Origin of the sequence: Vibrio sp. B1-2 (genome assembly GCF_963888445.1) — a bacterium.
In the GTDB taxonomy this organism is placed as follows: Bacteria; Pseudomonadota; Gammaproteobacteria; order Enterobacterales; family Vibrionaceae; genus Vibrio; species Vibrio anguillarum.
This window is the reverse complement of record NZ_CAWPJH010000016.1, coordinates 1-12,684: the sequence shown is the minus strand read 5'-3', so window position 1 is coordinate 12,684 and position 12,684 is coordinate 1. Positions and strand designations below refer to the sequence as shown.

10 protein-coding genes and 1 tRNA gene are annotated in these 12,684 nt (G+C 45.7%); 4 read left to right on the top strand and 7 right to left on the bottom strand.

Features of this window, described 5'->3' with window-relative positions; translation table 11 throughout:
• The first annotated feature begins 56 nt into the window (after positions 1-56).
• Together AACQ75_RS07730 and AACQ75_RS07725 are read left to right on the top strand one after the other, a co-directional pair.
• Entirely contained in the window at positions 57-695 is a 639-nt protein-coding gene (locus AACQ75_RS07730) for a TetR/AcrR family transcriptional regulator (protein ID WP_013857945.1), read from the top strand.
• Positions 696-784: 89 nt separating this feature from the next.
• A complete protein-coding gene (locus AACQ75_RS07725) occupies positions 785-1,747 on the top strand; it encodes an acetyltransferase (protein ID WP_094147692.1) in 963 nt (320 codons plus the stop codon).
• Positions 1,748-1,784: 37 nt separating this feature from the next.
• Here AACQ75_RS07725 and AACQ75_RS07720 read toward each other — a convergent pair whose 3' ends face one another.
• The 7 genes from AACQ75_RS07720 to rsgA form a co-directional block, all read right to left on the bottom strand.
• Complete coding sequence (locus AACQ75_RS07720) at positions 1,785-2,870, bottom strand: murein hydrolase activator EnvC family protein (RefSeq protein ID WP_231140426.1); 1,086 nt, start codon at positions 2,868-2,870, stop codon at positions 1,785-1,787.
• Between the two features lie 221 nt (positions 2,871-3,091).
• Positions 3,092-4,624, bottom strand: a complete 1,533-nt coding sequence (gene gpmM, locus AACQ75_RS07715) for a 2,3-bisphosphoglycerate-independent phosphoglycerate mutase (RefSeq protein WP_013857941.1) — start codon at positions 4,622-4,624, stop codon at positions 3,092-3,094.
• A gap of 156 nt (positions 4,625-4,780) precedes the next feature.
• Positions 4,781-5,668: a DMT family transporter gene (locus tag AACQ75_RS07710; RefSeq protein WP_013857940.1), complete on the bottom strand. Its 888-nt coding sequence runs from the start codon at positions 5,666-5,668 to the stop codon at positions 4,781-4,783.
• Positions 5,669-5,780: 112 nt separating this feature from the next.
• Positions 5,781-7,661 (bottom strand): methyl-accepting chemotaxis protein, encoded by a 1,881-nt coding sequence (locus tag AACQ75_RS07705; RefSeq protein ID WP_170889803.1) that lies wholly within the window; start codon positions 7,659-7,661, stop codon positions 5,781-5,783.
• Between the two features lie 297 nt (positions 7,662-7,958).
• Positions 7,959-9,374 carry an SLC13 family permease gene (locus tag AACQ75_RS07700; protein ID WP_170889802.1) on the bottom strand — a complete coding sequence of 472 codons (1,416 nt, stop codon included), beginning with the start codon at positions 9,372-9,374 and terminating at the stop codon, positions 7,959-7,961.
• Positions 9,375-9,587: 213 nt separating this feature from the next.
• Positions 9,588-10,445, bottom strand: coding sequence for an archaetidylserine decarboxylase (gene asd / locus AACQ75_RS07695; RefSeq protein WP_013857937.1), 858 nt, complete (start codon positions 10,443-10,445; stop codon positions 9,588-9,590).
• A 175-nt stretch (positions 10,446-10,620) separates the two neighbouring features.
• Positions 10,621-11,682 (bottom strand): small ribosomal subunit biogenesis GTPase RsgA, encoded by a 1,062-nt coding sequence (gene rsgA / locus AACQ75_RS07690; RefSeq protein ID WP_013857936.1) that lies wholly within the window; start codon positions 11,680-11,682, stop codon positions 10,621-10,623.
• Between the two features lie 154 nt (positions 11,683-11,836).
• Here rsgA and orn point away from each other — a divergent pair, with 154 nt between their 5' ends.
• Entirely contained in the window at positions 11,837-12,382 is a 546-nt protein-coding gene (gene orn / locus AACQ75_RS07685) for an oligoribonuclease (RefSeq protein WP_010318948.1), read from the top strand.
• Positions 12,383-12,558: 176 nt separating this feature from the next.
• Positions 12,559-12,634, top strand: a tRNA-Gly gene (locus AACQ75_RS07680).
• Positions 12,635-12,684 lie beyond the last annotated feature (50 nt).

Here is a 12,684-nt window from a genome sequence, read left to right as displayed (position 1 = left end):
TCATCCTGTTATTTGATAGGAGCAGGTTCACAGAGGTAAAGAGGTAATAAGACAAGATGAAGACCAAAGATAAGATCGTTTATGCTGCATTAGCGCTGTTTAATGAACATGGTGAAAGAACGGTGACCACTAACCATATCGCAGCACATATCGAAATCAGCCCAGGTAATTTGTATTATCACTTTCGTAATAAACAAGAAATTGTTCGTGATATTTTTGCTCTCTATTCAGCAGAGTTACTCGAACGTTTTCAGCCGATTGCGGCACAGCGCGAAAGCTTAACTCTGTTAAAGCATTATCTTGATTCGATCTTCACTTTGATGTGGAAATACCGTTTTTTCTATGCCAATTTACCGGAAATTCTGCAGCGTGATGAAGTACTACATGGTGAGTACATTCAAGTACAAGAAAAGCTGCAAACTAATCTCATTAATATTATGCACGCTTTTGTTGAGCTGAAATTGCTGTCTGTCGGAAAAGAAGATATGCAATCTTTAGTGACCACTCTCCATATGACGGCCTCGTGTTGGTTGAGTTATCAGTCAGCGATGTTTTCCAAAACGCAGATCACCGAGCAAGTGATTCATCAAGGCATGCTACAGATGATCGCAGTCGTTAAGCCCAAAGCAACGGAACAAGGTCTTGAACAGCTTCTATTATTAGAGGAAGGTGTGCGGGCGATGCACGCATCATAATGTGTGCTTAGTTATAACCTTTGAGTATTGTTCTTAATCCTTTGAAGCTGTTAGCTTCTTAGCTATACATCTCTAAGGGTGGTGTTGATATGCACTATGACGTTTTTAACGGTGATGCTGATGGCATCATCTCTCTTCTTCAGCTGCGGCTTGCTTACCCTCGCACGACGACCCTAGTTACTGGGGTTAAGCGTGATATCAAATTGCTCCAGCGTCTTAATCTTCAATCCCGAGATAGTCTGACCGTGTTAGATATTTCGATGGAGAAGAATCAGCAACCTTTACAGCAGGCCCTTGCGGCGGGGGTGACGGTGTTTTATGCCGATCATCACTATGCAGGCTCAGTTCCCGAGACTCCGCTGCTTGACGCCCATATTGATTTGGACCCTAATACTTGTACGGCATTAATTATTGATCAGTGGTTAGGTGGTCCGTTCCATGAGTGGGCGATTGTGGCAGCTTATGGCGATAATTTGATTGCTAAAGCGGATACTTTAGCGCGCAACGCGGGGCTAACTACCACTCAAGCTGAACAACTAAAAAACTTAGGCACCTTGATTAACTATAACGGTTATGGAGAGACGATAGAGCAGCTTCATTATCACCCCGCTGATTTGTACCAAGCCTTGCTAGTTTATCCTTCACCGTTTGATTTAATGAAGGATGACAACTCCCCTTTTTATCATTTGCAGCACGCTTATGAGCAAGATATGCAGCTCGCTCAGTCGTTAGAGCCTATCTATAAAAGTGCCTGTTTGAGCGTATACGAGATGCCAGACTGTGCATCATCACAGCGAGTGAGTGGTGTGTTTAGTAATTGGCTAGCCAATCAAGCACCTGCCGCAGCACATATGGTTTTAACGGTAAATTCATCGGGTGGTTATACCGTTTCGCTACGTGCTCCATTAGCCAATAAACAGGGAGCGGATAGGTTATGCAGCGCCTTTACAACCGGAGGCGGGCGAGAAGCGGCGGCGGGTATTAATTCGTTGGATAAAAGACAATTGACCCAATTCATTACTCAAGTAGAAGCGTACTATTCATCACACTAACGCTCGCCCGGATTAACAGGGTGATGGATGTGTTTTGCTAGCGACTGAGCCAGCGTGTTGGGTCTTCGGCTTTACTGTTGCGACGAATTTCGAAATAGAGCGCTGGCTGAGATTGACCGCCAGTGTCTCCCGCTAAAGCAATGGTTTCACCGGCGGTGACTTTATCGCCCTCTTTTTTGAGCAAACTTTGGTTAAAGCCGTATAAGGTCATATCGCCTTTGCCATGATCGAGCAAAACCACCAGCCCATAACCACGTAGATATTCAGCAAACACGACCGTGCCAGAATAAACCGCTTTGACGTTTTGACCATAATTGGCGTCAATGACTAGGCCTTTCCAGTCAATTTGTCCACTTTGACGTGTACCAAAAGCATGCAGGATTTTGCCTTTGACTGGCCAAGGTAGCTTGCCTTTTTGCGGCGCTAACCCATCCATTAGTACAGCGTTACGTTTTGCTGCTTTGGCAATTTCCGCTTGTAATCGCGTTTCATTGCGTTGCAATTCCGCTAAGTAGACTTTATCACCGGAAATACTTTTTTGAATTTTACCCACTGTACTGCGTCGTTCTGACTGCGTTTTTGCCAATGTAGCGCGCTTTTGGGTCTGCTGTTCTAATAGAGAGGCGATTTGGTCTCGTTCAAGTCGCAGCTGTTTTTCACTTTCATTGAGTTCTTTTTGCGTAAGTTCAAGCTGTTGGATGGTTTGGCTGCGTGCCTTCGCCAAGTGTTGGTAATACTGGCTGATGCGATCTTCTTCCACGCCATTATTGAGTATGTTGGATGAGGCTGTCGCTCGCTGAGTGGCGTAATAGGTTTTGATCAGTTGAGCTAATTTGGCGGTTTGCTGTGTTTGTTGTGTTTCTAAGGCCGTGATCTTTTGCTTGAGTTTAGCGATATTAGCGTTGGCCACTACCAATTCTGATTTGGTGTTTTTGATCTGATTTTCTAGACTTGAAATGCCTACTTCTTGCTTTTTAAGCGCATTTTGCAACGAATCGAGCTCTTTTTGTCGATTATTTAACGCTTGCTGCTGACGAGAAATTTCGCCTTTCACCCCTTTTAGCTCTTGTTGTGTGGCAGCCATTAACGGTGAGCTGGAGAGGCAAGCTAGCCCTAACACCATCACTAGGCTAAGTGCATGCCACCAAGTCGTTATAGTAAGTGGGTGTGGTGAAGGCTTGTTTCTCATCCGTTTTCAAGTCTCTATCGACAAATTAGTGAGTCAGTATACTCAAAGCCATCCGCGAGGCGAAAGCCCTATGTCAAAACTTGCAATCAAATCGAGTTCTTGGACGAAAAAAAGCCTCGATATTTATCGAGGCTCAACATCACGTGGTTGGTGAGTTATTTAAACAACACTTGACCAGACATTTCTGCCGGGATGTCCATGTTCGATAGAGCAAGCATCGTTGGTGCTAGGTCAGAAAGCTTACCACCATCTTTTAGCTTAAGATCTTTGCTACCGACGTAGATAAGCGGCACTGGCAGATTGGTATGAGCAGTATGAATGCCCCCTGTTTCTGGGTTCACCATCATTTCTGCATTGCCGTGGTCTGCTGTGATCAGTAACTGGCCATCGACTTCTTTAATCGCTTCAACCACTTTTCCGATACACTCATCAAGCGCTTCGCATGCTTTCACGGCCGCTTCGTAAATACCAGTATGACCAACCATATCGCCGTTCGGGTAGTTACAGATAATCGCATCGTATTTACCCGATTTGATTGCCGCAACGAGTTTTTCAGTCAGTTCAGGCGCGCTCATTTCCGGTTGCAGATCGTAAGTTGCCACTTTAGGTGAAGCAACCAATTGGCGCTCTTCGCCTGGGAATTCGTTCTCAACACCACCGTTAAAGAAGAAGGTGACGTGCGCGTATTTTTCTGTTTCAGAGATGCGCAACTGAGTTTTACCCGCCTTTGATAGCCACTCACCGTAGGTGTTTTCTAGTGATGCTGGTGGAAATGCGCACAGCAGAGGAATGTCGGCGGCGTATTGGGTTAGCATCACAAAATCAATTGCTGGGAACTTTGCACGTTCAAACCCGTTGAAATCTGGTATGAAGGCACGAGTAATTTCACGTGCACGGTCGGCGCGGTAGTTCATGAAAATCACGGCGTCGCCATCTTCAATCGCAGCAGAGTCTTGGCCTTCAGCTTTGATTTCTGTCGCTTTAACAAATTCATCATTTTCTTCACGTGCGTAAGCGGCTTCAAGGCCTGCCACGGCGGAATCAAAAGTAAATTCTGCTTTGGCTTCAACCAATAGGTCGTAAGCTTTTTGTACGCGTTCCCAGTTGTTATCGCGATCCATGGCGTAGTAACGACCAATCAGTGAGGCGATACGACCTTTACCTAATTTAGAAAATAGGTCTTGGAAGCGTTGCAATGAGGCTTCGGCACTGCGTGGTGGCGTATCACGGCCATCAAGGAAGCAGTGGAGGTAGATTTTCTCAGCGCCACGGGCAGCAGCCATTTCAACGGCAGCGTAGATATGATCTTCATGCGAGTGAACACCACCTGGCGACATTAGCCCCAATAGGTGAACCGCTTTGCCCGCTTTGATGGCTTTATCCATCGCGTTGACTAACACTTCGTTTTGTTGGAATTCACCATCAAGAATTGATTTAGTAATGCGTGTCAGGTCTTGGTAAACAATACGACCAGCACCGATATTGGTGTGACCGACTTCTGAGTTACCCATTTGACCATCCGGTAAACCTACATCCATACCAGAAGCAGAAATCAGAGTGTTTGGGTTGTTTGCAATTAAGCTATCCATGACTGGAGTATGTGCATTGCTGATTGCGTTGTGTGCGTTATCTTCACGGTAACCCCAACCGTCAAGAATTACTAAAGCCATTGGCTTCTTAGCTGACATAGTTATGACCTCGTCAAATTCAAAGTAACTTAAACAGAAATTAGCGTAATTTTACTACACTTTGAAGCGATTGCAGTAGGTTAAGATCAATGATTCTCCCTATCAATGCCTATAAAGGTAGCCTATTGATCAACATCGGTGCCTTTTTAGCGCCATTTAATAAACTAAAATTCCCGTCCCAAGCACGGCAAACAGTGCGCCGCACCAAGCGAAGCGGTTGGGCCGCTGTTTGGTATACATCCATAAAATAGGCAACAACATGATGGGCGTGGTTGAGGAGAGCAGGGCCACCATACCCACGTTGCCTTCACGCAGTGCGTAGAGAATTAATGTCATTCCGACCGCCATCGCAAGAAAACCGTTGATGGCAGTAATGGTAAAAATGGGCAGCGTAATGGCTTGAGTGGCGCGTGCTAATTTTGCACCAGTAGCCAACAGTAAGCAGTGTGCGGTGAAGGCGGTGAGCATTCGAATCGCGGAAGCGGCGATGGGGTCGATCCCCGTTTGCATTACAGGTTTGGCGATGATCCCACCCAATGCTTGGCATAGAGCCGCGATAAGGCCAAGTGCAATGCCAACCCATACTCGACCTTTAATTGCTTCCAATGCATTATGATTTTGCCCTCGGCGGCCAAAAAATATGGCCGTTAGAACACCTGAAAAGACAAAAGTCGCGCCCACTAGCTCTGCATGGCTCATGCTTTCGCTGAATAAAAAATAGCCGAGAATGGCCGAAAAAACGGCATGGCAGGAAAAGAGCAAACCCGCTTGTCTTGGCCCCATGCGATTTAAACACGCAAACAGCGCCGTATCGCCAATGAATATGCCAATCAACCCCGAATACATCATGGGTGTTACCATCTCGCTGTTTACCGTTGCCCAGCCGCCAGTTGCCAGCGCCATGCTCACTAAAATGAGAGAAGTACAGCCCATGCGCCAACGGCTATAAGCAAAGGTTCCTAAATGGCGAGCGGGAGTAACAGACAGTAAACTGGCTACTGCCCAAAGAAACGCGGCAGCAAGCGCGAGCCATTCGTAGCCCATGTAGACATCCTTGAACGAGGGAAGGATCTCAATATGCCTTAAGCGCTAGGGGAAAACAAAGGGAATTTATGGGCTTGCCTCAATGTGATTAAAAGAGGCAAGCCAAGAGGATTTACACTTTGAAGCGGCGAATATCGTTACGCATGGCTTCTGCCGATAAATGCATTTCATGAGCGCTGTGGCTGCTCTGCTGAGTTTGACTAGCAAGGTCATCAGAAGCGTCTTTGATACCTTGTGTATTGCGGCTAATGTCTTCGCTGACGGCTCGCTGCTCTTCAGCGGCACTGGCAATTTGCAAGGCCATATCATTGATCTCGATAATGGCTTGCGTGATCCGCACTAAACTGTCGTGAGCTTGTTCGGCATAGTCAACACTGTGGTCGGCCAGTTTGGTGCTGGCTTCCATATTCTCGACCGCATGTTGAGTATTGCGCTGCAAGGTTTCAATCATGGTGCGGATCTCTTCCGTTGAGCCATGTGTACGTTGGCTTAGCACGCGAACTTCGTCGGCAACCACAGCAAAACCACGGCCTTGGTCACCTGCGCGGGCCGCTTCAATCGCTGCATTGAGTGCTAACAGATTGGTTTGTTCGGCAATACTTTGAATGGTGGATAGGATCTGGTTGATACTTTGAGCATTGCTCTCCAACTCTCGGATCACTTTGGCTGCACTATCGACCTGATTGGCTAAGTGAGTAATGGAATCTCGATTCTTTTTGATAACCGCCTGCCCGTCATCACAAGCTGAGGCCGATGCTTGTGACGCGCTAGCGGTCAGTTCGGCATGGCTAGCCACCTCAGCGGCGGTAGCCGACATCTCGTGAATCGCGGTGGCTATTTGGTTGACATCATTTTGTTGGTGCTCAACTCGCATGGAAGCTTGAGCAGAAAGGTCATTGGCGTCTTGTGCTTGCTGGGAAAGTTGTTGGCTACGGCTGACGATCCCTTTCAGCATCTCCTGCATTTGACTTAAAAAGAGATTCACTTTCTCGGCCAATTCACCGATTTCATCCATGCGTCGAATGTCGATGCGTTGGGTGAGGTCGCCTTCTCCTTGCGCTAATTGCGCTAAAGCGTTCGACAATACCTGCAGTGGTTGCAGTAAGCGGGTTACAACCCAAGTGCTGATGCTGGCGATAATAATGTAGAGCACTAAAGAGGCAATGGCGGTAAAGGTTATTTGCTCAGAAACCGAGGCGTAGGCCATCTCTTTATCCACCACAATGCCCAGTAACCAATCGGTATTTGGTATTTGTGAGACGTAAATTAATTTGTTGCCTTGCTTTGGCCAAGCGATGGTATCCACGCGATTTTCTCGAGCTAAGCTGGCCATGTGCTGAGAATCCAATTCACTGTTTAAATTGGTTAAAGGTTTTTGGCTTAAAGCTTCATCTTGGTAGGCAACAATGTTGTTATTACCATCAACTAGAAACGCAAAACCTTGATTGTTCAATTTAACATTCAGCACTTCTTTAATGAGATTGGTTACCGTTAAATCGGCGGCGAGTACGCCTTGTTTTTGACCTTTAAAAGCTTTGGCGAAGCTGACCACGATGCTGCCATCAAAATCTTGGTAGGGTTCGGTAATTATAAGCCCTGATTGTTCCATTGCATCTTTATACCAAGGGCGCGTTCTTGGATCATAATCACTTGGCCAATCTTCGGTTTTATCACCATAAGCAATGCTGCCATCACTAAAACCAGCATAAACAGAAAGAAAATCACCGCTCTTTTTAGTCACCAGTAACGCTTGGTCAGCATTGTTATTATTGGCAATAAAAGGTTCATTGGCCAACATCATATTGCTGCGGATCCCAAGCCAATCACTGATGTAATGGCGAGTAGCAAGACTGGTGTTTTCCATTTCACTATTAATGGCATAGGTCGTTTCTTGCTGTAATTGACTGACGGAGATCCAAGCTTGGACGCCACTGACGATTGCGATGATGATGGCGATAGCGACTTGAATTTTAAATTTGATGGTATGTCTCATGGGTTATGTCCCTAGAACGGTTTGACAACCGCGTGTCGATAGCTCAGATCAGGAAAAGATGAATTAACGGCTCCTACGCTTAGTTGCAGCGAAATGATGAAGCCGTTTCATGTTTCTTCAGATTAATGAATAAGTAAATCAGAGTAATCCTACGAGAATGTAGCTTTGATTAATATGATCGTGCTCGATTATTGTTCATCTCGTTGATTCGCTTTTACTTAGTTTTAGGCTGGAATGATTCATCTTTGCGACCTGCATTCAGTCTTGACGCTCAACGCAAGTCGCAGTCACCAAAGGTTAGGTCAGTAATAGCGCGGCAGTATAGACAATGCACAAGCCAACAACGCCAATAATCAGACCTGTTTTGGCCATGTCTTTACTCTCAATAAGCCCCGTAGAATAGGCCAGTGAGTTCGGCGGTGTTGAGACAGGTAAAATCATACCCAGTGAGGCAGAAAAGGCGACAACCACTAACAAACTTTGTATACCACCAATACTGGCCAAGCTTTCCATGGATGTGCCAATCGCGGCGGCGATCGGCATGAGTAAGTTAGCGGTCGCGGTATTGGACATGAAGTTTGCCATGAGCCAACAAACGAGCGACAGGGTGATGACGACCGAGATAGGCGATAGAGAACTGTAATCAATCGCGTGAGCTAATGCTGAAGCGAGCCCTGTTTTATCTAGCCCAATTCCAATCGCTATCCCGCCAGCCACTAGCCACAAGACGTCCCAGTTGATCTGTTTCAGTTCCTCTTTGCCCATAATGCCGGTGAGTGTAAAAACCGCCAAAGGAATAATAGAAACCACATAGGTGTTCATGCCGTGTAGAGAGGTGGTCATCCACAGCACTATGGTGGCGGCAAAAGTAATGTAGACCACGATTGCACGCCAATTTTTTTGGAATGTTCCGTTTAGTTTCAGCACCATCTGTTTTTCTGAAGAGGGAAACAGTTTTTGTAGCAAAAACCAAGCTAGCGTGAGCTGAATAATCACAAACGGCAAGCCCATCATCATCCAAGAAAAGAAATCAATGCTATTGCTTCCGGTGAGATATTGCAGCGCGATCGCATTGGGCGGCGTACCGATAGGCGTGGCAATACCACCGGTGTTCGCTGCAATCGGAATGCAGAGCACTAAGGCTTTGATGCCTAAATCCCCTTTTGGAGCTGAAGCGACGATCGGCCCGAGCAGCGCCAGCATCATCACAGTAGTCGCGGTATTGGACATAAACATAGAAAATACCGCAGTGATCAACATTAGCCCCAGCATAATAAAGCGGGGTTGAGTACCAAAAGGTTTGAGTAAAACTCGGGCTAAGTTGTTGTCCAATTCATATTTAGAAGCAGCAATCGCCAGTGCAAAGCCGCCCATGAACAAGATAACAATCGGTGAAGAGAAAGCGCTGAAAATATCGGTGTACTTCATTAACTCGCCGATATCATGCCCAGCGGGGGGCGAACGAAAGAGATGCAAGCCTTTATCTGAAATCATCACCAATTCGAGCGCAATGATCAAAATGGAGGTGGCAAATACAGGAACTGGCTCCAATACCCAAAGCAGAGCAGCCAATAAAAAAATAGCCAGTAATCGATGTTGAATTAAGGTTAAGTCATCAATCGGTATTGCATCAATGGGCATCAGTAAAACACCGATGGGCAGCAAAAAGCAGATCGCAAGCTTTATCAGCATTCCCGTATTCATGGTAGGCATATCACATGACCTTCATTAGGTTAACTTGAAGTAACTAGCGTAAATGATATGTGAATGAAGGTCTTAGACGCGGCTTGAAATTTTGAGTTTTAGCGAAGGAATATGCAGCAGTTTTGTTTTTTATCAATAAAGAAAAAAAGCGAAATATCTAGAGGCGTTAGCTCTGAACATGCAGAGCTAACGCATTCGGCAGGGAACATTAAGAGATGGCGATTAACGTTGCTGTGCGTATGGAGTACCCATAACCGTTGTAGCATTGTGTTGCATAGACTCATCAAAGCGAATTTTATCTTTTGCAAACAGGTTAATCACCGTTGAGCCTAGCTTAAAGCGACCCATCTCTTGTCCTTTTTTCAGTACAACAGAGGTATTGCCTTGGGCTGGATAATCCCAGCGATAAACGGTATTGCCGCGCGGAGGCGTGACAGTCCCTGACCAAACTAGCTCAATACTGCCAACAATGGTCGCTCCGACAAGCACTTGTGCCATTGGGCCAAACTCAGTATCAAAAATACACACCACGCGCTCATTGCGAGCAAACAGGTTCGGTACATTTTCGGCGGTTAGTGGGTTAACCGAGAAAAGATCGCCCGGAACATAAATCATTTGACGTAACACGCCATCGCAAGGCATGTGTACGCGGTGGTAGTCGCGAGGTGATAAATAAAGCGTGGCAAATTCGCCATCTTCAAACTCTTGCGCCAGTTTGGCATCACCACCGAGCAATTCTACCGCTGTAAAATGGTGGCCTTTCGCTTGAATAAGCTTGCCATCTTGAATCGGCCCGAATTGACTAACGCAAGCATCGGCCGGATGGGTGATTAAGCTATCACCGTCACTGATTGGCCGAGCATCGGCTTTCAATTCACGAACAAAGAATTCATTGAATGTTTTGAAATGGCTAGGATCTGAATGCAGAGCTTCATCCATGTTGACATTATATTGTTTAATAAACCAACGAATGACTGCAGTGGTTAGACCGCCAGCTTTCGCTGATGCGAGTTTACCCATCAGGCGTGTTAAGCCATGTTGTGGGATCCAGTATTGCAGTCCAACTTTAATTTTATCCATTGTCTCTGATTCCAATGTTAACTGTATGTTCTTCACTTTGGGCGCGAGATGTTACTGAAAAACTCTCACCATGTCAGCAGTTAGTCACCATTGCTTACGGATTATTCGATGGCGACAGATAAAAAATTTATCGATCAAGTCTGCGGACATTTGCCGGGGTAAAACTCGATGCTATTTATAAATCCGCTTTTTTGTTACGCGAATATTGGCGGTTAGCTTTGTTTTCCGACATGCTTTCTAAAATTCGGTGGTAGTTCTCAAAGCGCGTGTTACTAATATCACCTTTTTCCACGGCTTCACGTAGTAAGCAACCCGGATCGTCAGCGTGTTTACAGTCTCTAAACTTACAGCCGCCTAAGAAGGGACGAAATTCGACAAAGGCTTCAGTGATCGCTTCAGCTTCCAAGTGCCATAAACCAAATTCACGCACTCCCGGCGAGTCGATCAAATCACCGCCTGTAGGGATATGATACAAGCGAGCCGCAGTGGTGGTATGTTGACCAAGTCCAGATGCTTGAGAAACTTCACCTTCTTCAATTTCATCTTCCAAATTTGGCATTAATGCGTTCACTAGGCTGGATTTACCAACGCCAGATTGACCAACAAATATGTTGATCCGTCCGCCAAGTTCCGCTTCTAACTCAGCAATCCCTTCACCGCTTTTTTTGCTGACAAAAAGCACTTTGTAGCCAATGCGTTCGTACACACGTAACGACTCTTGATATTGGTTACGCAATTCATCGCTGAGTAAATCAATCTTATTCAGTACCACTAGTGGCGCAATATTCACGGTTTCTGAAGCGATCAAATAACGGTCGATGATATTAAGTGACAGTTCCGGCAGTACGGATGACACAATGACCATCTGATCAATGTTTGCCGCTACTGGTTTCAAACCGTCGTAATAATCTGGACGAGTCAGAACCGATTTGCGCGGTTCAACCGCTTCGACAACGCCAGAGATACCCGCCATCGATTCGAGTCCAGGTCGCCAAATAACACGATCTCCTGAGACCAGCGTTTCAATGCCTCGGCGTAAATTACAGCGGTGGATGGTGTGAGTCTCTAAATCTTCAACATCGGCATGTTGGCCAAAACGAGTAATCACTAACCCAGTTTTTGCGGTGCCGAGCATGGCTTCATCCCACGAAACTGTGTCCTCTTTTTTGAGTCGTTTACTCTGATTATTACGAACGCGTCGTACTTGACCTTTCGTCAGCTTCTTTTTCTTTGCCACGATTATCTACTTCATGATTATGATACGTTTTGATCCAACGTTGAGATTTTACTCAAAATCATACCGTTTGGATCCAATGTCCAAAGGTATCTTGGGGATCTGAATTTGGGTATAGTACCTTTTTTATCTGCAAACCAATATAGGCAACGTATTTATGTCTTTTAGCGATCAAAACTTGATTTGGGTTGATCTTGAGATGACAGGCTTAGACCCTGAAACTCACAAAATTATCGAGATTGCCACCATTGTAACTGATAGTGAGTTGAACATTTTGGCTGAAGGCCCAGTGTTGGCTGTTCATCAATCAGAAGCTGAATTGGCTAAAATGGATGAATGGTGCACCACCACACATACCAAAAGCGGTTTGGTCGAGCGAGTACGTCATGACTCAGTGACACAACAAGAAGCGGTTGAACAGACCATTACGTTTTTGGAAAAGTGGGTGCCTAAAGGTAAATCTCCGATTTGTGGCAACAGTATTGGGCAAGATCGCCGCTTCCTTTATAAACATATGCCTGAGCTGGAAGCCTACTTCCATTACCGTTATGTGGATGTCAGTACGCTAAAAGAGCTGACTCGCCGTTGGAAGCCAGAAGTATTGGATGGCTTTTCTAAGCAAGGTAGCCACCTGGCTTTAGATGATATTCGTGAGTCTATTGCTGAGCTTCAGTACTACCGTAAGACCATATTCAGTATTTAATTTTCAGAACGGCATTTTTTGCTGATGGCGTGTTAACCAGTTTTTGTGATTAATACGCCATATTTGCGTTCTTTTTCGTCAAAAAAAAAAAAAAAAGATTTTTTGCCAGTAAGGGCTTGCATCATAAGAAAATGCTCTTATAATTCGCAGCCCTGAACAACGGAAACGTTGTGAATGCGACACTAGCTCAGTTGGTAGAGCGCAACCTTGCCAAGGTTGAGGTCACGAGTTCGAACCTCGTGTGTCGCTCCAAATTCTTTTCGAAGAAAAGAATAGCGCCGCACAACCTAGTTAAGGTTGAG

What these genes read in the sequence shown, in the direction of transcription:
- AACQ75_RS07705 (WP_170889803.1), bottom strand. Translation starts at nt 7,661, where the DNA reads ATGAGACATACCATCAAATTTAAAATTCAAGTCGCTATCGCCATCATC.
- AACQ75_RS07730 (WP_013857945.1), top strand. Translation starts at nt 57, where the DNA reads ATGAAGACCAAAGATAAGATCGTTTATGCTGCATTAGCGCTGTTTAAT.
- orn (WP_010318948.1), top strand. Translation starts at nt 11,837, where the DNA reads ATGTCTTTTAGCGATCAAAACTTGATTTGGGTTGATCTTGAGATGACA.
- AACQ75_RS07720 (WP_231140426.1), bottom strand. Translation starts at nt 2,870, where the DNA reads ATGGTGTTAGGGCTAGCTTGCCTCTCCAGCTCACCGTTAATGGCTGCC.
- gpmM (WP_013857941.1), bottom strand. Translation starts at nt 4,624, where the DNA reads ATGTCAGCTAAGAAGCCAATGGCTTTAGTAATTCTTGACGGTTGGGGT.
- AACQ75_RS07700 (WP_170889802.1), bottom strand. Translation starts at nt 9,374, where the DNA reads ATGCCTACCATGAATACGGGAATGCTGATAAAGCTTGCGATCTGCTTT.
- asd (WP_013857937.1), bottom strand. Translation starts at nt 10,445, where the DNA reads ATGGATAAAATTAAAGTTGGACTGCAATACTGGATCCCACAACATGGC.
- AACQ75_RS07710 (WP_013857940.1), bottom strand. Translation starts at nt 5,668, where the DNA reads ATGGGCTACGAATGGCTCGCGCTTGCTGCCGCGTTTCTTTGGGCAGTA.
- AACQ75_RS07725 (WP_094147692.1), top strand. Translation starts at nt 785, where the DNA reads ATGCACTATGACGTTTTTAACGGTGATGCTGATGGCATCATCTCTCTT.